The sequence below is a fragment of the Kitasatospora sp. NPDC088391 genome (assembly GCF_044753345.1).
Classification (GTDB): Bacteria; Actinomycetota; Actinomycetes; order Streptomycetales; family Streptomycetaceae; genus Kitasatospora.
This window is the reverse complement of sequence record NZ_JBIVNB010000013.1, coordinates 91,304-111,912: the sequence shown is the minus strand read 5'-3', so window position 1 is coordinate 111,912 and position 20,609 is coordinate 91,304. Positions and strand designations below refer to the sequence as shown.

The 20,609-nt window shown below is 74.3% G+C and carries 20 protein-coding genes; 12 read left to right on the top strand and 8 right to left on the bottom strand.

The features are described 5' to 3' along the window. The first annotated feature begins 120 nt into the window (after positions 1-120). The 5 genes from ACIQBJ_RS30900 (at position 121) to ACIQBJ_RS30880 (ending at position 6,873) form a co-directional block, all read left to right on the top strand. The gene (locus ACIQBJ_RS30900) at positions 121-1,809 is read left to right on the top strand and encodes an ATP-binding cassette domain-containing protein (protein WP_400717149.1); all 1,689 of its coding nucleotides are present in this window, start codon (positions 121-123) and stop codon (positions 1,807-1,809) included. Positions 1,810-1,852: 43 nt separating this feature from the next. Further along, positions 1,853-2,635 (top strand): hypothetical protein, encoded by a 783-nt coding sequence (locus ACIQBJ_RS30895; protein WP_400717147.1) that lies wholly within the window; start codon positions 1,853-1,855, stop codon positions 2,633-2,635. A 265-nt stretch (positions 2,636-2,900) separates the two neighbouring features. After that, positions 2,901-3,773 carry a FadR/GntR family transcriptional regulator gene (locus ACIQBJ_RS30890; protein ID WP_400717144.1) on the top strand — a complete coding sequence of 291 codons (873 nt, stop codon included), beginning with the start codon at positions 2,901-2,903 and terminating at the stop codon, positions 3,771-3,773. A 438-nt stretch (positions 3,774-4,211) separates the two neighbouring features. Further along, entirely contained in the window at positions 4,212-5,834 is a 1,623-nt protein-coding gene (locus tag ACIQBJ_RS30885) for an RNA polymerase sigma factor (RefSeq protein ID WP_400717142.1), read from the top strand. Between the two features lie 187 nt (positions 5,835-6,021). Further along, positions 6,022-6,873, top strand: coding sequence for a S1 family peptidase (locus tag ACIQBJ_RS30880; RefSeq protein WP_400717139.1), 852 nt, complete (start codon positions 6,022-6,024; stop codon positions 6,871-6,873). Positions 6,874-7,144: 271 nt separating this feature from the next. Here the strand turns inward: ACIQBJ_RS30880 and ACIQBJ_RS30875 are convergent, their stop codons facing one another. The 4 genes from ACIQBJ_RS30875 to clpS all read right to left on the bottom strand — a co-directional run bounded on the left by ACIQBJ_RS30875 (position 7,145) and on the right by clpS (position 10,119). Further along, complete coding sequence (locus ACIQBJ_RS30875) at positions 7,145-7,576, bottom strand: Mov34/MPN/PAD-1 family protein (RefSeq protein WP_400717137.1); 432 nt, start codon at positions 7,574-7,576, stop codon at positions 7,145-7,147. Positions 7,577-7,596: 20 nt separating this feature from the next. Continuing rightward, entirely contained in the window at positions 7,597-9,048 is a 1,452-nt protein-coding gene (locus ACIQBJ_RS30870) for an amino acid permease (RefSeq protein WP_400717135.1), read from the bottom strand. Between the two features lie 162 nt (positions 9,049-9,210). Continuing rightward, complete coding sequence (locus ACIQBJ_RS30865) at positions 9,211-9,783, bottom strand: DUF2017 domain-containing protein (protein WP_400717132.1); 573 nt, start codon at positions 9,781-9,783, stop codon at positions 9,211-9,213. A gap of 42 nt (positions 9,784-9,825) precedes the next feature. Then, a complete protein-coding gene (gene clpS, locus ACIQBJ_RS30860; RefSeq protein WP_400717129.1) occupies positions 9,826-10,119 on the bottom strand; it encodes an ATP-dependent Clp protease adapter ClpS in 294 nt (97 codons plus the stop codon). A gap of 178 nt (positions 10,120-10,297) precedes the next feature. Here clpS and ACIQBJ_RS30855 point away from each other — a divergent pair, with 178 nt between their 5' ends. After that, positions 10,298-11,611, top strand: a complete 1,314-nt coding sequence (locus ACIQBJ_RS30855) for a nicotinate phosphoribosyltransferase (protein WP_400717127.1) — start codon at positions 10,298-10,300, stop codon at positions 11,609-11,611. Positions 11,612-11,730: 119 nt separating this feature from the next. Then, complete coding sequence (locus ACIQBJ_RS30850; RefSeq protein ID WP_400717124.1) at positions 11,731-12,321, top strand: isochorismatase family protein; 591 nt, start codon at positions 11,731-11,733, stop codon at positions 12,319-12,321. A 7-nt stretch (positions 12,322-12,328) separates the two neighbouring features. On the opposite strand, the gene ACIQBJ_RS30845 is transcribed toward ACIQBJ_RS30850, so the two are convergent. Then, entirely contained in the window at positions 12,329-13,372 is a 1,044-nt protein-coding gene (locus ACIQBJ_RS30845) for a hypothetical protein (protein WP_400717122.1), read from the bottom strand. Positions 13,373-13,689: 317 nt separating this feature from the next. Here ACIQBJ_RS30845 and ACIQBJ_RS30840 point away from each other — a divergent pair, with 317 nt between their 5' ends. The 3 genes from ACIQBJ_RS30840 (at position 13,690) to ACIQBJ_RS30830 (ending at position 16,582) form a co-directional block, all read left to right on the top strand. After that, on the top strand, positions 13,690-14,193 hold the full coding sequence (locus ACIQBJ_RS30840) for a hypothetical protein (protein ID WP_400717120.1): 504 nt from the start codon (positions 13,690-13,692) through the stop codon (positions 14,191-14,193). A 576-nt stretch (positions 14,194-14,769) separates the two neighbouring features. Next, positions 14,770-15,222, top strand: coding sequence for a hypothetical protein (locus ACIQBJ_RS30835; RefSeq protein WP_400717118.1), 453 nt, complete (start codon positions 14,770-14,772; stop codon positions 15,220-15,222). 268 nt (positions 15,223-15,490) lie between these two features. Continuing rightward, a complete protein-coding gene (locus ACIQBJ_RS30830; protein ID WP_400717116.1) occupies positions 15,491-16,582 on the top strand; it encodes a DUF2332 domain-containing protein in 1,092 nt (363 codons plus the stop codon). Positions 16,583-16,589: 7 nt separating this feature from the next. Here ACIQBJ_RS30830 and ACIQBJ_RS30825 read toward each other — a convergent pair whose 3' ends face one another. Beyond that, positions 16,590-17,129 (bottom strand): DinB family protein, encoded by a 540-nt coding sequence (locus ACIQBJ_RS30825; protein WP_400717114.1) that lies wholly within the window; start codon positions 17,127-17,129, stop codon positions 16,590-16,592. 198 nt (positions 17,130-17,327) lie between these two features. On the opposite strand from ACIQBJ_RS30825, the gene ACIQBJ_RS30820 reads away from it, so the two are divergent. Further along, complete coding sequence (locus tag ACIQBJ_RS30820) at positions 17,328-18,281, top strand: lytic transglycosylase domain-containing protein (RefSeq protein WP_400717112.1); 954 nt, start codon at positions 17,328-17,330, stop codon at positions 18,279-18,281. A gap of 4 nt (positions 18,282-18,285) precedes the next feature. Here the strand turns inward: ACIQBJ_RS30820 and ACIQBJ_RS30815 are convergent, their stop codons facing one another. After that, entirely contained in the window at positions 18,286-18,762 is a 477-nt protein-coding gene (locus ACIQBJ_RS30815) for an HIT family protein (RefSeq protein ID WP_400717109.1), read from the bottom strand. A 29-nt stretch (positions 18,763-18,791) separates the two neighbouring features. Here ACIQBJ_RS30815 and ACIQBJ_RS30810 point away from each other — a divergent pair, with 29 nt between their 5' ends. After that, on the top strand, positions 18,792-19,136 hold the full coding sequence (locus ACIQBJ_RS30810) for a hypothetical protein (RefSeq protein ID WP_400717107.1): 345 nt from the start codon (positions 18,792-18,794) through the stop codon (positions 19,134-19,136). Between the two features lie 23 nt (positions 19,137-19,159). Here the strand turns inward: ACIQBJ_RS30810 and ACIQBJ_RS30805 are convergent, their stop codons facing one another. After that, positions 19,160-20,524 (bottom strand): S8 family serine peptidase, encoded by a 1,365-nt coding sequence (locus ACIQBJ_RS30805; RefSeq protein ID WP_400717105.1) that lies wholly within the window; start codon positions 20,522-20,524, stop codon positions 19,160-19,162. Between the last annotated feature and the right edge of the window lie 85 nt (positions 20,525-20,609).

The following is a 20,609-nucleotide window of genomic DNA, read 5'->3' as shown; positions in this document are numbered from 1 at the left end:
GGCCCTAACACCGTCCACGACCCATCCGGAATGCCTGGTTTCACCGCTTCCGCGTCCTACTGTGCAGGCTCGGGACGGGCGGACACGCCGGTCTGTCGGCGGGCGAGGGAACGGGCGACGATGATCCAGATCACCGGACTGACCAAGGGGTACCGGCGGGGGAGTCCCCCGGCGGTGCTGGACCTGACGTTCGACGTCCGACCGGGCATGGTCACGACGCTGCTGGGGGACGAGGGCGCCGGGAAGTCCACCGCGCTGCGGCTGATGGTGGAACTGGAACGCGGCCTGGGTGTCACCCTCTTCGAGGGGCGCACGTACCGGCGGATCAGGCGTCCCGAACGCGAGGTCGGCGTACTGCTGCCCACCGTCCGGGCGGAGGCCGGCCACCCGGGCATGCGGGCCGGAGCACACCTGCGGATGCTGGCCGGTACGGTCGGCGTCCCGGCCAAGCGGGCCGACGACCTGCTGGAGCAGACCCGGCTCGCAGCGGTCGCCGACCACCGGATCGGGACGTTCTCGCCGGGCATGCACCGCCGACTGGCCCTGGCCGCCGCCCTGCTCGGTTCCCCCGGCACCCTGCTGCTGGACGATCCGACCGAGGGCCTCTCCCCGCGCAGCGAGGAGTGGTTCCACGCCTTCCTGCGCTCCTTCGCGGTGGCGGGCGGCACCGTCCTGATGACCACCCGCCGCCCGGAGGAGGCCGCGGTGCTCGCCGACCGGGTGGTCACCCTGGAGACCGGCCGACTGATCACCGACCAGTCGGCCGCGGAGTTCCGGCGGACCAGGCTGCACCCCGAAGTCCAGGTCCGCGGCCCGCAGATGGCCCGCCTGGCCGACCTGCTGGTGGCCCAGGGCGCGCACGTCCGGCGGGACGGCGGGGCCGGTCTCGCGGTGAGCGGCATCGGTCGCACCGAGGTCGGTGAACTCGCCTACCGCAACGGCATCCTGCTGCACGAACTGGCCGACCGGACGGCGCACCGTTCGTCCGAGTACCCGTCCGGCCTGCCCGCCGGGTCGGGCCGCTCCGGCCAGGTGACGATCCGGACGGCCCGTCAGAGCCCGGACGCGCAACCGCCGCACACCGGGCCGACCGTCCCCGTCCCCGCTCCCGTCCCAGTCCCCGCCCCCACCTCCGCCTCCGCCCACGTCGCACCGCCGCGCACAGCCGAAGGCCGACCGGGCGGCGCGGAGTCCGAGCGCCCGCTCGACCACCGCGGCCTCCAGGCGGGCCGCTGGGCCGCCGCCGCCCTCGCGCCGGACCCGGCGAGCCCGTCCAGCCCGGCGAACCCGACGGCGGCCGCCCCGACCGCCCCGACCGCCCCGACGGTTCCGGCCGCCGCCGTCGCGGCCGACGTGCGGGCCGGTGCCCCGTCGGGCCGGGGGCCCGCGGTCGACCTGGTCCGGCGCACTCCGCGCGGTGCCTCCGCGCTCGGTCGACCGCCCCGGGCGGAGAGCGTTCCGGTGCCGCTGCCGGACGCCGGTGGTCAGGTGCGTCGGACCGTCCCGGCCCCGGCGGTGGTCGATGTCGAGCAGTTGGCCGCCAACCCCACCGACGCGGAACTGCTCACCCCGGCCCGGTTCGGCGCGGGGGCGGGCCACCGCTTCCGCCCCGCCCCCGTGCCATCGATGACGACACCGATGACGCCACTGATGACGACACCGGCGTCGGCGCCGACCCGCGCCCGGCCGATCGACAGCACCGCGCTGCGCCCGGCGGCCCGGACAGCCCCGGCGGAACCGGTGGAGCCGGCGGAACCGGGCAATGCGGCGCGACCGGGTGCCGTCGGTGACGAGAACGGGAGTGAGTGAGACCGTGCGAGTGGTGGCGAGTGAGGTGCGTCGGCTGCGCGGAGTGCGCTCCACGTGGTGGGTGGTCGCGGCGGCGCTGCTGCTGAACGCGGCGGTGGCAGGGCTCTCGGCGCACCGGGCCCCGGAAGGGGAGTGGGCGGTGGCCGCGGTGGTGCCGTGGCTGCCGCTGCCGATCACCGCGCTGGCGGCCGCGGTGCTCGGCGCGCTGGCGTACGGCCACGAGACGCGCTGGCCGGGCCTGGTCGCCGGACGGGTCGCGCTGCGCCGCCGGCTGGGCGCGCTGACGGCGAAACTGCTGGTGATCGGTGCGGTCGCGGTGGCGCTGGCGGTACTCTCGCTGGCGGTGAACGCCGTCGTGGTCCGGTTCGCGCTGCCGACGGGGGCGGACGCCTCGACGGTCTTCGCGCTCCCGCACCCGGCGGACCTGTGGCACCCGTCCCGACTGCTGCGGCCCGGCGGGCCGTTCGGAACGGGCGGGGCCGGGCGCACGCTGTCGGCGTTCGTGGCGCTGGCGGTGGCCGGCGGCTGGGCGGGCCTGCTGCTCACCTCGATGGTGCGCAGCGCCGTCGTGGGCGTCCTGCTGACGGGCGCGCTGCCCGCCCTGCTGGAGCCGACGGCCGGCCTGCTGCTGCACAGCCGTGGCCTCAACTGGCCGGTCTGGGTACGGGAGTTGCTGCCGTTCCAGTACGGCCTGGAGCTGTTCCGGGACGGTGCGGACCGGACGGCCGGCGCACTGGACGGCGCGGTGGCCGCGGCGCTGCTGCTCCCGGCCGGCGCGCTGGTGCTGGCCGCGCTGCTGGCCCAGCTCCGCCGCCGGGCCCTCTGAGCGTCCTCTGAGCGCCCTCGGAAGCGCGGTGACGGAGCGTCAGGCTGCCGGTCGCGACGGACCACGGAATTCGGCGGCGGGCGGTCGGGGCGCCCCGGGGCGGTCCGGGGCGGTCCAGGGCCGGTGGGGAAAAGCGGATCGGATGACCGGTATGCACCTTTCCTGCTGATAAGAAGTCAATTATCCAGGCACGGCCGATCACCCTTTCGTGTGCTTTTCAGGAGAATGCTCAAGGCGGATTCGCCGATCGCCGACAAAGGAGGGCGTGAGTACCCTTGCGCACCCCACCGTGACCGCCGCTCGCCAGGCCGAGTCGATCTCCGCCTCCGAGTTGGACCGTTTCCCGTACGCCGACCGCCCGACCCCGCCCGCGCCCCGCTGGGAGGGGGCCGAGAACGAGCTCGGCCGACCCGGTCGGAAGACCACCAGCAGCCGCGGCCGCGGCCTGCACGGCCAGTTGGTCCAGCAGCTCGGCCAGATGATCGTCTCCGGCGACCTGGGCGCCGACCGCCCGCTGGTGCCGGAGGAGATCGGCCAGCGCTTCGAGGTCTCCCGCACCGTGGTGCGCGAGTCGCTCCGGGTGCTGGAGGCCAAGGGTCTGGTCTCGGCCCGCCCCAACGTCGGCACCCGGGTCCGCCCGGTGAGCGACTGGAACCTGCTCGACCCGGACATCATCGAGTGGCGCGCCTTCGGCCCGCAGCGGGACGAGCAGCGCCGCGAGCTGTTCGAACTCCGCTGGGCGATCGAGCCGCTGGCCGCCCGGCTGGCGGCGGGCCACGGCCGGGAGGACGTCCAGCACCGCCTGGTCGAGCTGACCGAGATCATGAGCCACGCCGGCAGCCAGGGCGACCTGGTCAGCTACTCCCGCGCCGACGCCGAACTGCACGCCCTGGCCCTGCAGATGGCCGGCAACCGGATGCTGGAGCACCTGTCCGGGATCGTCTCCGGCGCGCTCCAGGTCTCCGGCGGCACCGGCACCACCTGCGAGCGCCCGTCCGACGCGGCGGTCAGCCTGCACGTCCGGCTGGTCGACGCCCTCGGCACGGGCGACGGCACCGCCGCCGAGGCCGCCGTCCGCGCGCTGCTCACCGTCCACCCGGACATCGAGCACGCGGTCCCCGCCCCGCGCGAGCACTGAGCGGTCCGACCCCGACCGCCGCTCCGACCGGATGGCCCTTCCGCTGCCCCACGCGCAGCCGAGGGGCCATCGGCGTACCGCGCCGGAGAGCCCGCGTCGGAGACGGAGACGGAGACGGAGCCGGAGCCGGAGGCCGGGCCGGAGCGCCGGAGCACCGCCGTACGGCCCTCCGCGGGCCCCGCGGATAGGCCGCCCGGGGCAGCCCGGACCGGCCGACGGGTGGTGTGACGGGCGCCACGACGGGCATGCGTAACACTTGAGGGGCGGCAGCGATGTGTACGGAGCGGAAGCAGCTCCGGAATAACCACCACGAGTCAGATGGCTGTGTTGGTCCGCGACGCTGTCGCCGTCCTGCAGACCCCGGTCACGGTCCACCCACCCGAGCAGTCGGGTGATCCGGTGCGGGTTCGTGTCCACTCATCGTCCGAGAGGTTGTTCGTGTCGGCCAGCACATCCCGTTCGCTTCCCCCCGAGATCGCCGAGTCCGCGGCACTGCTGGCGCTCATCGAGCGGGGCAAGGCCCAGGGGCAGATCGCCGGTGACGACGTGCGCCACGCGTTCGAGGCGGACCAGATCCCGGTCACCAAGTGGAAGAACGTCATGCGCAGCCTCAATCAGGTACTGATCGAGGAGGGGGTGGAGCTCATGGTCAGCGCGGCCGAGCCGGCCGGCGCCAAGCGCAAGAGCGTTGCGGCCAAGAGCACCACCAAGCGCACTCCGGCCAAGGCGGTCACCACCCGCACGCCGGTCGCCCAGACCAAGCCCCCGGTGCGGATCGCCCCCGCGGCGACCCCGGCCCCGTCGGTGCTCGCCGCCGCGGTGTCCACCACCGAGGTCACCGTCGTCGAGACCATCGAGGTCGGCGAGGCCCGCGCCGCCGTCAAGCGGGTGGCCGCCCCGGCGAAGAAGGCGGTGGCCAAGAAGGCCGCCGCCCCGGCCAAGAAGACCGCCGCCAAGAAGACCGCCGCGTCCGGCAAGGCCGCGGGCAAGGCCGGCGACGAGGACGCGATCGGCGAGGAGGAGCTCCTCGAGGACGTGGCCCTGCCCGGCGACGCCAAGGAGGGCGAGGCCGAGGAGGAGACCGACCAGGGCTTCGTGCTCTCGGACGACGACGAGGACGACGCCCCGGCCCAGCAGGTCGCCGTGGCCGGCGCCACCGCCGACCCGGTCAAGGACTACCTCAAGCAGATCGGCAAGGTCCCGCTGCTCAACGCCGAGCAGGAGGTCGAGCTCGCCAAGCGGATCGAGGCCGGCCTGTTCGCCGAGGACAAGCTGAGCCAGGCCGACAAGCTCGCCCCGAAGCTCAAGCGCGAGCTGGAGATCATCGCCGAGGACGGCCGCCGCGCCAAGAACCACCTGCTGGAGGCCAACCTCCGCCTGGTGGTCTCGCTGGCCAAGCGCTACACCGGCCGCGGCATGCTGTTCCTGGACCTGATCCAGGAGGGCAACCTCGGTCTGATCCGCGCGGTCGAGAAGTTCGACTACACCAAGGGCTACAAGTTCTCGACCTACGCGACCTGGTGGATCCGGCAGGCGATCACCCGCGCCATGGCCGACCAGGCCCGCACCATCCGCATCCCGGTGCACATGGTCGAGGTCATCAACAAGCTGGCCCGCGTGCAGCGCCAGATGCTCCAGGACCTGGGCCGCGAGCCCACCCCGGAGGAGCTGGCCAAGGAACTCGACATGACCCCCGAGAAGGTCATCGAGGTCCAGAAGTACGGCCGTGAGCCGATCTCGCTGCACACCCCCCTCGGTGAGGACGGCGACAGCGAGTTCGGTGACCTGATCGAGGACTCCGAGGCGGTCGTCCCGGCCGACGCGGTCTCCTTCACCCTGCTCCAGGAGCAGCTGCACTCGGTGCTCGACACCCTGTCCGAGCGCGAGGCGGGCGTGGTCTCGATGCGCTTCGGCCTGACGGACGGTCAGCCGAAGACGCTCGACGAGATCGGCAAGGTCTACGGCGTGACGCGCGAGCGCATCCGCCAGATCGAGTCGAAGACCATGTCGAAGCTGCGCCACCCGTCCCGCTCCCAGGTGCTGCGCGACTACCTGGACTGACGGTCCGTCACGCGAACGGGCCCCTCCGCCGACCGGTGGAGGGGCCCGTTCGCGTGTCCGGGCGTCGCCCGATGGGGTGGCGGGCGGCGGGGTTCGGACACGCATGGTGAGTGGGTGACTACGCTGGGCCGGTTGTCGCATTTTGTGCGGAACGCCTCGTCGGCCCGCCGAACCCCCTGGAGAACCGGTGCCCCACCTGGACACGTACGCGCCTCGGCTCCGCCGCCGGGCGGTCGCACTCCTCGCGCTGGCGGCGCTGCCCGCCCCGCTGATCGCGCTCGGCGCGGCCGCGCCGGCCGAGGCGCAGCGGCGGATCATCGGCGGGACGGAGACCAGCACCTCCGACCACCCGTGGATGGTGGCGCTGTCCAGCCGGCAGCAGTTCGGCTCGGCCCGCTCGGGACAGTTCTGCGGCGGGGCGCTGATCAGCCCGACCAAGGTGGTGACGGCGGCGCACTGCTTCTACGACGAGAACACCGCCCGTCCCACCGACCGGCCCGGGCTGCGGGTGATCGTCGGCCGGGACGACCTGCGCGGGACGGCCGGCCGCGAGATCGCGGTGCGCGGGGTGTGGATCGACCCGGAGTACAGCTTCACCGCCAACACCCGGGACGTCGCGGTGCTGACGCTGGCCGAGCCGCAGACCAACCGGCCGGTGCTGGAGATGGTGGGCCCGGGCGAGACCGAGCCGTACGCGCCGGGCACCGCCTCGACGGTGTACGGCTGGGGCGACACCCGCGGCAACGGCAGCTACTCGAACACGCTGCGCCGGGTCACGGTGCCGATCGTCTCGGACGCGGTCTGCGCGCACGCCTACCCGGGCGGCATCGACAGCGCGTACGACGCGCGCAGCATGGTGTGCGCGGGCGAGCAGCGCGGCGGGCGGGACGCCTGCCAGGGCGACAGCGGTGGTCCGCTGCTGGTGGCCGGGCGGCTGGCCGGGCTGGTCTCCTGGGGCGCGGGCTGCGCCGAGGCCGAGCACCCCGGGGTGTACACCCGGGTCTCCGCGGTGGTGGAGGACGTGCGCAGCGTGATGTGACCGGCGTCGGGCCGGGCAGCGCGTGCCCCGGCTTCCGGAGCCGGCAATGCCACGGCCGGGGGGGGGGCCCCCCCGGGGGGGCCCCCCCCCCCGGGGGGGCGCGGGGGGGGCGCGGGGGGGGGGGGCCGCGCCCCGCCCCGGGGGGGGGGCGGGGGGGCGGGGGGGCGGGGGGGGGCCGGGGGGGGGGGGGGGGGGGGGGGGGGGGCCCCCGGGGGGCGGCCCGGGGGGGGGGGGGGGGGGGCGCCCCCCCCCTCGGCTCCGGGGGCGGGGCTCAGTCCCGGTAGCCCTCGACCACCTCGACGTCTTCCTCCGTGATCACGCCGTCCACGATGCGGAACGAGCGGAACTGGTAGGGGTCCTGCTCGCCGTTGCCCTCGGCGGTGGAGACCAGCACGTAGTGGGCGAACGGCTCGGATGCGTAGCTGACGTCGGTGCGGGACGGGTACGCCTCGGTGGCGGTGTGCGAGTGGTAGACCACCACCGGCTCCTCGTCCCGGTCGTCCATCTCGCGGTAGAGCTTGAGCAGGTCGCCGGAGTCGAACTCGTAGAAGGTGGGCGAGCGGGCGGCGTTGAGCATCGGGACGAACCGCTCGGGGCGCCCGGTGCCGGCCGGTCCGGCGACCACGCCGCACGCCTCGTCCGGGTGGTCGGCGCGGGCGTGGGCGACGATCCGGTCGCGCAGTTCTCGGGTGATGGTCAGCATGCGGCCAGGATAGCGAGGGCTCAACTGCCGCCCCCCGCGTGGAGGTGGGCGTGCGGGTCGCCGTGCGCGGCGGCGGGGTCGCGGCGGCGGAGCACCGCGTAGCCGACCGCCAGCACGATCGCCCAGCCGGGGAAGACGTACAGCGAGATCCGGGCGTCCGGGTCGATCGCGATCAGCACCGCGACCAGCAGCAGGAAGGCCAGCGACAGCCAGCGGCTCCAGTTGCCGCCGGGGGCGCGGAAGGTCGGCGCGGGCAGCCGGCCGGCCCGCCAGGCGGCCCGGTAGCGGATCTGGCTGGCCAGGATGACGCCCCAGGTCCACAGCCCGCAGACGGTGGCGATCGAGGTGATGTACTGGAACGCCCGTTCCGGGACGAGGTAGTTGAGCAGCACGCCGGCGCCCATCAGCAGGCAGGAGACGGTGATCGCGGCGGCGGGGGTGCGGTGCGAGTTGAGCCGGGTGAGCCGCCCGGGGGCCTGCCGGCGCAGCGCCAGGTCGCGCAGCATCCGGCCGGTGGAGTACATGCCGGAGTTGCAGGAGGAGAGCGCGGCGGTGAGCACCACGAAGTTGATGATGCCGGCCGCCGCCGGGATGCCGATCTTCCCGAAGGCGGCGACGAACGGGCTGACGCCGGGCTGGAACTCGGTCCACGGCACCAGCGACAGGATGATCAGCAGGGCGCCGATGTAGAACAGCGCGATCCGCAGCGGCAGGGTGTTGATGGCCCGCGGCAGGGTCTTCTCCGGATTCTCGCTCTCGCCCGCGGTGACGCCGACCAGTTCCACGCCCAGGTAGGCGAACATGACGATCTGCAGGGTCATCACGGTCGAGCCGACGCCGTTCGGGAAGAAGCCGCCGTCCTGCCACAGGTGGGTGATCGAGGCGGTGTCGCCGGCGTCCGAGAAGCCGAGGGTGAGCACGCCGACGCCGATCAGGATCATGCCGAGGATCGCGGTGACCTTGACCATCGAGAACCAGAACTCGATCTCGCCGAACAGTTTCACCGAGATCAGGTTGGCCGCGTAGAGCAGCAGCAGGAAGACCAGCGCGGTGATCCACTGCGGGACGTCGGGGGCCCAGAACCGGACGTAGACCGCGGCGGCGGTGGTCTCGGCCATGCCGGTGACCACCCAGAACAGCCAGTACGTCCAGCCGGTGACGAAGCCGGCGAACGGGCCGAGGAACTCCCGGGCGTACTCGGCGAAGCTGCCGGCGACCGGGCGGTAGGTGAGCAGTTCGCCGAGCGCCCGCATGATCACGAAGATCACCACGCCGGCCACCGCGTAGCTGAGCAGCAGGCTGGGCCCGGCCTTGGAGATCGCGGTGCCGGCGCCGAGGAACAGGCCGGTGCCGATCGCGCCGCCGATCGCGATCATCTGGATCTGCCGGCTGCCGAGGCCGCGCTCGTAGCCCTCCTCGTCGGGCACCGGGTCGATGGTGTCGCCCGTGCTGCCGCCCGTCGCCTGCGTCATCCGCTCCGCCTCGCCTCCAGGTCCGCGCCGGCCGGGCGGCCGACGGGCCCCGTCTTCCCGGGGAGGCAGCAGTGAACCATGCGAAAGCGCCGGAAAGCCTCAGATCTGAGCGTCTCCAGAGGAATCGGACAATATGAACGAAAGGCGGCCGCCGGTGGACGGTCAGTCCGCGACCGCCTCCAGCAGGCTCTCCTGCATCGCGCCCAGCCAGAGGTAGGCGATCACCAGCGGCTTGCGCGGGTCGCTCTCCGGCAGTTCGTAGAGGTCCTGCTCCTCGTCGGTGACCTCCAGCCGGGTGCCGAGGGTCAGCCGCAGGTCGTTCAGCGCGCCCAGCCAGTGCGGGAACTCCTTCGCGCCGACCTCGAGCACCCCGCCGGCCCCGCCCAGCCCGTCCAGCGCCCGGACCACGGCGAGCGCGTCGTCCCGCTTGCGGGCCCGCAGGTCCAGTTCGGTGTAGCGGCGGAACTCGGCGGCCCGCTCGACGGTGCGCGGGTCCTCGGGCGCGCCCGGGCCGCCGTACCCGTCCGGGAACAGGCGCAGCAGCGCCGGGTCCTCGGGGGCCTCGCTCGGGCCCTCGGCGAACAGCGCGGCCAGCGGGTCCTCGACCGGGCCGCCCGGCGGCGGGCCGATCAGCTCCAGCATCTGCACTTCCAGCGACCGCAGGATGGACGCCTCGAACTCGTCCAGCGCGATCGCCGCGCCGCCGCTTCCGACACTCTCGAACAAACCGGCCATGTGTTTCGGATCAGTCCCTCGTCGTGGGTGGGTGACGGGCCGTCAGTCGTGCTGCAGGGTGGCCCACAGGCCGTAGCCGTGCATCGCCTGCACGTCGCGCTCCATCTCCTCGCGGGTGCCGCTGGAGACCACCGCCCGCCCCTTGCTGTGCACGTCCATCATCAGCTTGCGCGCCTTGTCCTTCGGGTAGCCGAAGTAGCTCTGGAACACGTGCTGCACGTAGCTCATCAGGTTGACCGGGTCGTTGTGGACGATGGTGACCCAGGGGGTGTCCGGCTCCACGACCGGGAGCCCCTCCACCTCCGGGCGCTCGATCTCCACCGGCGCGACACTCACAGTCCGTCTCTCCTCGTCGACCTCGGCACACTCCCCGGCTCCCATGCTTCCATCCGGGGGACGCCGGGGCGAATCAGGGTCGCCGGAACGGCCCCCGGGGCGGCGCGGCGCGACACTCGGGGAACGTCCGGCACGAGAAATCGTCAAACTGACGCTAAGTGGTAGTAGCATCATCCTCATGGACGCCATCACCGCGCACCGCAGCTCCGCGCTGCTCACCGACCGCTACGAGCTCACCATGCTGCAGGCCGCGCTGCGCAGCGGTGCCGCCCACCGCCGCTCCGTGTTCGAGGTGTTCACCCGCCGCCTGCCCGACGGCCGCCGCTACGGCGTGCTGGCCGGCACCGGCCGGGTGCTGGACGCCGTCGAGAACTTCCGCTTCACCACCCCGCAGCTCGACTGGCTGGCCGACCAGAACGTGGTCGACGAGGAGACCCTGCGCTTCCTCGCCGACTACCGCTTCACCGGCGACGTGCACGGCTACCCCGAGGGCGAGGTGTACTTCCCCGGCTCGCCGCTGCTGACCGTCGAGGGCAGCTTCGCCGAGGCGGTGATCCTGGAGACGGTGATCCTGTCGATCCTCAACCACGACTCGGCGATCGCCGCCGCCGCGTCCCGGATGACCGCCGCCGCGGGCGACCGCCCGGTGATCGAGATGGGCGCCCGGCGCGCCCACGAGCAGGCCGCCGTCGCCGCCGCCCGGGCCGCCTACCTGGCGGGCTTCTCCGCCACCTCGGACCTGGAGGCCGGCTTCACCCACGGCATCCCCACCACCGGCACCGCCGCGCACGCCTTCACCCTGCTGCACGACAGCGAGAAGGACGCCTTCACCGCGCAGATCGACTCGATGGGCCGCGGCACCACCCTGCTGGTCGACACCTACGACCTGAACGAGGCCGTCCGCACCGCCGTCGAGGTGGCCGGGCCCGAGCTCGGCGCCGTCCGGATCGACTCCGGCGACCTGACCCTGCTGGCCCACCGGGTCCGCCGCCAGCTCGACGAGCTCGGCGCCACCGGCACCCGGATCATCGTCACCTCGGACCTCGACGAGTACGCCATCGCCGCGCTGGCCGCCGCCCCCGTCGACGGCTACGGCGTCGGCACCAGCCTGGTCACCGGCAGCGGCCACCCGACCTGCGCGATGGTCTACAAGCTGGTCGCCCGCGAGTCCGTCCCCGGCGGCGAGCTGATCCCGGTCGCCAAGCGCTCGGCCGGCGGCAAGAGCAGCGTCGGCGGCCGCAAGTGGGCCGCCCGCCGCCCCGACCGGGACGGCGTCGCCGAGGCCGAGGTGGTCGGCACCGGGCCGGTGCCCGCCGAGCTGGAGCCGCACCTGCTGCACGTCCCGCTGATCACCGGCGGCGAGGTGGTCGGCCGCGAACCGCTGGCCGCCGCCCGCGACCGGCACCTGCGGGCCCGCGCCGCGCTCCCGCTGTCGGCCACCCAGCTCTCCCGCGGCGAGCCGGTCATCGGCACCGAGCGGCACGCGGGCTGAGCCCCGCGCGCGGCGGCCCTTCCGCCGCCGCCCGGCACTGCCTAGAGTGCCAAGCGCCGTACCCGTCCGGGCCCGCCCCGGACCCCCCGACGCCCCAGACCTTGAGAGAGAAGCCAGCCATGCACCGGGCCCTGATCGTCGTCGACGTGCAGAACGACTTCTGCGAGGGCGGCAGCCTTCCCGTCGCCGGCGGGGCCGAGGTCGCGGCCGCGATCACCGACCTGATCGCCGACGCCGCCCCCGGCTACGCCCACATCGTCGCCACCCGCGACCACCACATCGACCCGGGCCCGCACTTCGCCGCCGAGCCGGACTACGTGCACTCCTGGCCCGCGCACTGCGTGGCCGGCACCGAGGGCGTGGGCTTCCACCCCAACTTCGCCCCCTCGGTGACCTCCGGCGCCGTCGGGGCGGTGTTCTCCAAGGGCGCGCACGCCGCCGCCTACAGCGGCTTCGAGGGCTTCGACGAGCACGGCGGCACGCTGGCCGCCTGGCTGCGCGAGCGCGAGGTCACCGAGGTCGACGTGGTCGGCATCGCCACCGACCACTGCGTCCGGGCCACCGCCCTGGACGCCGCGCGCGAGGGCTTCGTCACCCGCGTCCTGCTCGACCTGACCGCCGGCGTGGCCCCCGCCACCACCGCCACCGCCCTGGCGGACCTCCGCGCGGCCGGCGTCGAACTCACCGGCACGCCGGTCGTCCGGAGCTGACGCACCGTCAACTCCCCTCCGCTCGGCGGCCGGTGACCACCAGCTCCACCACGTCCTCGCCGCCGGTCTCGTACGCCTGCGCCAACTCGTCGCCGACCGCCTCCCGTTCGGCGGCGAGCCGGGACGAGCCGAGGTGCAGCACCCGCACCCCCAGGTACTCCATCCGGTGCTGGCCGCCGCGCACCCAGGCCGCCTCGCCCTCGCTGACGCAGCGCAGTTCGGAGTCCACCTCCACCGCGACCGCGGCCTCCGGCCAGTACAGGTCCGGCACCGCGATGTAGGTGCCGCCGCGCATCCGCAGCTCCGGGCCGGTCAGCGGCAGCGGCAGGCCCAGCTCCACCACCAGCTCCACCACCCGGGCCAGCGCCGAATCCCGCTGCCCGGCCAGCAGTTCGTCCAGCGCCGCGCGCACCCGGGGCTCCGCCAGCAGCTCCGCGGCGGCCAGCTCCACCAGCAGGTCGGGCACCGGGCAGCGGCCCGCCCGCTCCGTCACCGCCTCGCGCAGCACCGCCCGCAGCAGCCCCGGGCCGACCTGCCCGCTCTCGAAGGCGCCCTGCTCGGTCCACTCGCGGATCGCGTCCGCCACCGCCCGGGCCACCGGGGCGACCGCCAGGCCGTGCACCGAGCGGGCCTCCAACTGCCGTTCGGTGCGCCGGATCCGGACCTGCCCGGCGTCCCGCAGCCGGCGCTGGCGGGGCACCAGCACCTCCACCCCGCGCACCGCGGGCAGCCGCGGCATCGACACGAAGCCGTACAGCGCCAGCGCCGCCGCGCCGGTGATCACCGCGCCCTCCCGGCCGCCCTCCGCCCGCCCGTTCTGCGCCGCGTACAGCAGGGCCGCCCACATCCGCTGCTCCGGGGTCGGCGCGCCGTCCTGCAGCAGGTAGACCCGGGGCAGCAGCCGCTGCCAGGGCCCGCCGCTGCGGCAGTGCTCGCTCACCTGACGGGCCGGCACGCCCCGGGCGCGGAGCTGACTGGCCGTCACCACGTTCTGCTGGAGCCGGGCGAGTTCTTCGAGGGAGGCGGGCTGCTGCGGAATCTGGTAGCTCATGGCCATCACACTCCCCCGCGGGACCGACAGTCGACGCGCGACCTGACGACCTGTTACCCAACCGTCGTCAAACCGGGACTGCTCCGCACTAAAGTCCCCATACCCTCACTCATTCGGCGTATCGGGTGTTCACTCCCTTGCCGTAATAGATCGGACTTGTTTTCTACTATCCGATTTTCATCGGATCGACACAGCATTGCGACCCTCCTGATGCCCGGCCGCTGAACTGCGCGATCACACCCGGAGTGACCGACCCCACACCCAGCGCGACCGTCGCTGGCGTCGGGGGGCACCGCGAATTGCCTACCATCGGGCTCATGTCCCGCGACGAGTCATCCACCCAGCGTGCTGCCAGACTGCGCCTCGGCCGCCTGCCCGGATACGTTCGCCAACCGGACCCCGCCCGACGCGGCGGGGAGGACGGACGTGCGTACAAGAAGGGCTGGGAAGTCCGTTTCACGGCGCGCAGCGAGGAAGAGATAACCGAGATCCGCGAACTGGTGGCCGCCGCCGGCTTCGCCCCCGCCCGCCCGTTCTTCAAGGGCCACCAGCTGATCCAGCCCGTCTACGGGATCGCCGCCGTGCAGGCCTACCTGGCCGCCCGCGAGGCCGTCGAGGAGACCGGCCGGGTGCGGGCCGCCGCGAACATCCCCGAGCAGGTCCGGCGCGAACCCGACAGCGTGGCGGCCGCGGCCCGCGCCGCCGAGGGCGCCGCCGCGCGGGCGGCCGCCGAGGCCGTGGCGCGGGCCGCCGCCGAGGCCGCCGCCCGGGTCGGGCGGCTCGCGGACCGCTGGCCCGCCGGCGGGCCCGAGGACCGCTGACGCCCCGCTCCCCCGCACCACCCCACTGACGGCTTTCCGGTGCCCGCCAGGAGGCCCAGGCGCCTCCCTGGCGGGCTTTCTGACGTTGCGTCAGATCACGGCGCCGGACGCCGCCGCGGGGCCCGCGTCCGGGCCGTCGGCGGGACTCGTGGGGCGCGTGGTGACAGCTGTGCGCGGTGCCCGTTCCGGGACGGGGGTGCCGCCGTGCGGGTGGTGGTGGCCGTGGGGCTCGTGGCCGTGCCGGTGCGGCAGGCCCGGTGTGTGATGGTGGTCATGCCCGTGGCCCGGCATTCGCCCGTGAAGGTGAGTCCCGTCGCCGAGTCCCCGTTCACCCGCAGGGCTCAGGGTGGCGCACCGACCGCCTTGCGGCCGCCGCCGACGCACCGCCTCCGACCAGGCGCGATGTGCCGGCGGCCCGGCCCGCCGGGCGCGGTTTGCTGACGTGGCGTCACACAACGCCCCGAATCGGGCCGCCCGCCGGGCATCTCAGCAGACTTGTCACCCACAGCACCCGCCCGAGGGCCTACAGTGAGCGCTGATGCTCCCCGTCCGGCCCCAGATCGAGAGGCAGCTGAGGTGACTGACCGTCATGTCCCGGCCGCAGGCTCGGCCTTCACCGATCTGTCCGCCGAACTCCCTTACGTGTCCGTCGAGTTCGCTGCCTTCTGCGAGCTGCACGAGCCCCGCTACCGGAGCTACGCCCGGGTCTGGTTCCAGGAGCCCGGCGCCGCCCACCGGGTGGTCCGGCTCGCCCTGCACGCGCTGGCGCGGGTCTGGCCGACCGTCCTGGAGAGCCCCAACCCGGCCGCCGCCGCCTGGCAGATCCTCCGCGACACCGTCACCGAGCAGCACGCGGCGGCCGGGGCCGACAGCCTGCACCCCGAGGTGGACGCCGAGGAGGACCTGGCGATCCTGCACTACGTGGTCGGCCTCGCCACCCCCGAGATCGCCGACGTGGTCGGCGGCGACACCGCCAACATCACCAGCCAGCTGCGGCAGACCCACCGGCGGCGCACCACCGACTGCTGAGCGCCCGACCGCCGGGCGTCCGACTGCCGAGCGTCCGGCCGCCCCGTCCGGGCCGGCGCGCGGTCGGCCCCGCACGCCCCCGGGTCGCGTCGGCCGCCCCTGGGGCGCCCCGGCCGCCCGGGCGGCCGGTCGCATCCGCAGCACCCTTGGCCCGGGCCGGTCGCCCGCGGTCCGGCCCGTGAGCGAGATCACCGCGGGACGGACTACCGACCCCGGCCGGGGCGGCGAAGGATGACGTCCAGTCGATCATCGAGGACGGAGATCCCGGATGCCGCTGGACCACGCCGTGGCCATGTTCCACCACCAGGCGGAGGCCTGCGCCGAACTCGGCTCGCCGCTGTCCGCCGCGCTGCTGCGCCGGGCCGTCGCGGACCTCGCCGACGGCGGGCCGTGCGCCGCGGCGATCGCCGGCCACGAGGACGCCCCCGGCCCGGACGCCGTCGCGCTGCGGCTGCTCGGCGCCGTCCACGCCCTGGTGCTGTCCGGCCGGGCCCCGGAGCTCGCCGCGCACTACCCCAGCGTCGGCGGGCGGTTCGACCCCGCCGACCCGGACGCGCCCTGGCCGGCCTTCCGGGACGCGGTGGCGGCCCACCTGCCGTTCGTCCGCGAGTGGCTGACCCGGCCGCCGCAGACCAACGAGGTCGGCCGGGCCAACCTGCTGCTCACCGGCCTCGCCTGGGCCCAGCGGCAGTTGGCCGCCCCCGGCGCGGAGTCCGCCGCGCTCCCCGTCCGGCTGTACGAACTCGGCTCCAGCGCCGGGCTCAACCTGCTCGCGGACCGGTTCCGCTGCACCTCCCCCGGCTTCTCGTACGGCCCGGCGGACTCCCCCGTGGTGCTCGCCGACGCCTGGCGGGACGGGCCGCCCGAGTGGCTGCCCGGGGCGCCCGCGCAGCGGGTGGTGGAGCGGCACGGCTGCGACCCCACCCCGATCGACCCGCGCTCCGCCCGGGGCGCGCTCGCGCTGCGCGCCTACGTGTGGGCCGACCAGCTCCCCCGGGTGGAGCGGCTGAACGGCGCGCTGGAGCTGGCCGCCGGCATCCCCGCCCCGGTCGAGGCGGTCGGCGCGGCCGAGTTCCTGCGCGGGGCCGCCACCGCCGACGGCACCCTCACCGTGGTCTGGCACTCGATCATGCGGCAGTACGTGCCCGCCGCCGAATGGCGGTCCGTGGAGAACGAGTTGGCGCGCCTGGCGGCCGCCTCCGGCCCGGCCGCGCCGTTCGTCCACCTGGCCCTGGAGCCGCGCCGGGTCGGCGCCGGGCACCGCTTCCTGCTCACCGCCCGGCTGGGCGCGGAGCCGGAGCGGGTGCTCGCCGAGGCCGCCCCGCACGGCCTGCCCGCCTGGCTCCCGGCCGACCTCTGACGTTCCGTCAGTTCTGCTGGTGCTGATGCCCCGTGGCGTCGAAGCGGTGGTGCACCGGGTCGTGCAGCAGGTACTGGGCGAAGGACTCCACGGTGAACCGGGCGCCGTCGCTGCGGGTGCCGGTGCGCCCCTGCTCGGCGGGCGTCACGCCCGCCAGGGAGTCCGCGAACCGCTCGGCCGCGGCGGCGAGTTCGACCGCCACCGCGGCCGGGTCCTGCTCGCCGTAGCGCTCCGCGACGGCGGTCTCGTCCTGGTCCCAGTTGGCGAACAGCGGGGCGTCCTCGGTCAGCATCAGCTTCAGCCGCACCTCGCCCAGCCGGAACACGTCCCGGACGTGGCAGGCGTACTCGAGGCCGGACCACACCTCCGGGGCCGGCCGCTCGGCCAGCGCCGCGCGGTCGCCCGCCAGCAGTTCCGTCCAGGCCGCCGCGTTGGCCCGGACCAGGCCCGGGACCTCGGCGAACGCGACGGCGGGCGTGTCCAGGCCGCACTCGGCGCAGGGACGTTCGAGGACCCAGGTCCAGTCCTTGGTGTCAGGAGTGATCATGGGTTCAGGATGGCCCGGGCCGCCGCCGCCCGGCCAGGGGCAGGACCGTCATCGGGCATCGAGATCCCGCCAGCCGGGCCCCGGCGGGTCCGGGCGGGGGCCCGCGCGGGCCGGGTCGTTCCTGGGCGTAGCATGCTCCGTACTCGCGGCCGGGCCGTCCCCAGGCGGACCGGGCGCCCGTAGACCCACGGGGGGATCATGACCATCCGCACTCCGGTGCGCGCCGCGCTGTGCCTGCTCGCGGCCGCCGCCGTCCTGGCCCCGGTGGCCGGTTGCGCCGGGAAGTCGAAGCCGTCCGGCGACGGTGCCGCCGCGGCGGCCGCGCCGACCTCCTCGTCCCTGCCGTCCGCCGACCCGAGCGGCAGCGCGACGCCCAGTGCGGCGCCCTCCGCGAGCGCCTCCCCGAGCGCCTCGGCGAGCGCGTCCGCGAAGCCCTCGCACAGCGCCACCCCGGCCCGGACCGCGACCCGCCCGCCGACGGCCGCCCCCGCCCCGGTCGCCAAGGCCGGCCCCGTCGCGCCCCCGCCGCCGGCCGTCCCGCCGCACACCCCGCCGCTGCAGAGCGGCTGCCAGCCGTCCTACACCGGCACCAACCTCCCGAAGGCCGACGTCTCCGCCGCGCTCACCGCCGCCGCCGGGACCACCCGCACCTTCACCCTCAGCTCCCCGTCCGGCGGCCGCACCAGCGACACCCTGCCACCGCTGCCGCTCGCCCTGGTCAAGGCCATCGCCTGGCAGGAGAGCGGCTGGCAGTCGGCCATCAAGGCCTGCGACGGCGGCATCGGCACCATGCAGATCATGCCGGGCACCGCCAGCACCATGAACAACAAGTACGGCACCACCTCGGACGTCAACACCCTCACCGGGAACGTCACGATCGGCACCCAGTACCTGGACTGGCTGGTCGCCTACTACGGCGACTCCTGCTTCGACGGCAAGTACGACCTCTCCCCCGACCCGGTCAGCGGCAAGACCCCGCTGCTCGACCTGGTCATCGCCGCGTACAACGCGGGCGCGGGCAACGTCCACTACAACGTCACCACCGACCCGGCGACCGGCGCCGCCGTCGGCGTCTCGGTCATCCCGAACCCGTCGTACGTCGCCAACGTCAAGGCCCTGATGGGCAAGGCGCCCTGGACGACCGCGAGTTGACCCCTCAGGGGCGCCCCGGCCCGTCCGGGGCGCCCAGCGCGGCGGCGATCCGGACGGCCAGCTCGTCCATCCGGTCCGCGGGCACGGCGTCCGCCGCCCCCGCCTTCAGCAGGCCGAACACCCGCGGACCGCGCAGCTCCACCGGCAGCCCGGCGTCCCGCGGCACCACGTGGAAGTGCACGTGCGCGAACCCCGCCGCCTCGCCGAACTGCGCGACGTACGCCTTCGCGCACCCCGTCACCGCCTCCAGCGCCCGCGCCAGCCGGACCTGCCAGACGCCCAGCGACGCCGCCTCGGCGTCCGTCAGCTCCGCCAGCGACTCCAGGTGCCGCCGGGGCAGCAGCACCAGCCACCCCGGCAGCGCGCAGTCCACCGCGTGCACGACGCGCCAGTGCGCGTCCGCCGCGATCCGCTCACGGGGCGGCAGCCCCGCGAACCCGGCCTCCCGCGCACACGCGTAGCACTCCTGACCCTCCGTCACACCACCGACCCTACGGGGCGGATCAGCCCGTGTGCCCCGCCGCGTTCACCTTGCACACCACCGACGTCGGCACCAGCCCCGGCAGCAGCGCCCCCAACACCTTCGAGCACGCGGCCGCCTGCTCCGCGTTCGTCACCCCCTCCGCCGAGGCCGCCCCCGCCGACCCCCCGACCGCCGCCACCACGACGACCAACCCCAGCACCGCACGCTTCCACCGCACCACGAGAACCGCCCTCCGCACACATTCGACGACGACCGACTCCGCCATCTCCTACCCCACCCACCCCACCCCCCACCAGCACCTACCCCCGTCCGTGGGCGTGTCCCACCCCTCCCGGCACGCGAACGGCCCCCCACGGGCACTCCACCCGTGAGGGGCCGTCAGCCACCTGCCTAATTAGCGCTGATACGGGTTCCCCCCGGCCGGCGGCTGCTGCGGCGGGTACTGCTGCTGCGGGTAGCCCACGGGCGGCTGCTGCTGGCCGTACCCGGGCGGGGGCTGCTGACCGTACCCCGGCCCGCCCGGAGCCCCGGGGCCGCCGGATCCACCGGGCCCGCCGCCGTTGCCGCCCTTCTTCGAGCGGCGCGCCAGCACGACGATCAGCACGATGACGAGCACACCGAGGACGCCTCCGCCGACCGCCATCAGCATGCCGCTGCTGCTCCCGGAGTCACTGCTCGCCTGCGGCGAGTCGGCCCCACCGGCAGCCGGCGTCTTCGCCGGATCGGCGGCCCCGCCGGTCGGCGCCTTGCCCGGTTCCGGCCGGTTGAGCAGCGGGTTCTCCTTCGGCCCGTTGTCCACCGCCGGGTTGGCCGCCAGCGAACCGGCCGGGGAGACGATGCCGTAGCCATACTTGTCGTTCGGGAACGGGCCCTTGCCGTCCGGCTGGACCGCGCTCTTGGTCATCCGGTTGATGACCTGACCGGCCGACAGGTTCGGGTACTTCGAGCGGACGAGGGCGGCGATGCCAGAGACGAACGCGGCGGAATCCGAGGTGCCGTTTCCGGTGCCGTACCTGTTGTTCAGGTCCGCGTTGTGGATGTTCTCGGCGGGCGCCGCCAGGGTGACCACCGGCCCGACGGTCGACTTCGGCCACATGTCACCGGACTCGGTGATGCCCGACACCACAACCACTCCGGGGAAGTTCGCCGGGTATCCCGTAGGGAAGTTAGCACTGTTACCACTGCCGGCGACGAGTACTACGTCCTTCTGGATCGCATACTCGATGCTTTCCCGATATCCCGGGTCCAAGGAACTTCCGCCGTCAAAGGACATGTTGATCACCTTGGCGCCGTGATCGACCGCAAAGCGGATGGCCTTGCCGACTGCCATGTCGTTGCCTGCCACGACCTCGCCTTCGCCCCCGAGGTCGATCCTCACCGGAAGAATCTTGGCCTTGGGTGCCAGTCCCATCACACCGGCGTTGCTGCCGTGACCATGGGCAGCGATATCGCTCGCCATGGCCGTCCCGTGCCCCTTGCTGTCCACTCGCCCGTCCGTACCGGCGTTGGTGAGGTCGAGGCCGGGAAGGACCTGGCCCACCAGGTCGGGGTGGTTGGCATCGACTCCGGTGTCAATGACGGCGACGATCACGCCTTCGCCCTGGCTGGTCGGCCAAACCCGCTCGGCCATGCCGTAGTTCTTCAGCACCCACTGCGCCTCACGGTCGCTGTCCGCGGCGGCGGGCCCGGCACTGAGGCCCCACAGCAGAGCCCCCGCAGCGAGCGCGGCCAGACCGCGCACGGATCGGCTGGTCGTCAAGCCTCGTCACCCCACTCGTTGAAGCGGCCGTCCCGCAGACCATCGGATCTGCGGAACGGCCGGTCTTGTTCGACTGTTCTACTGG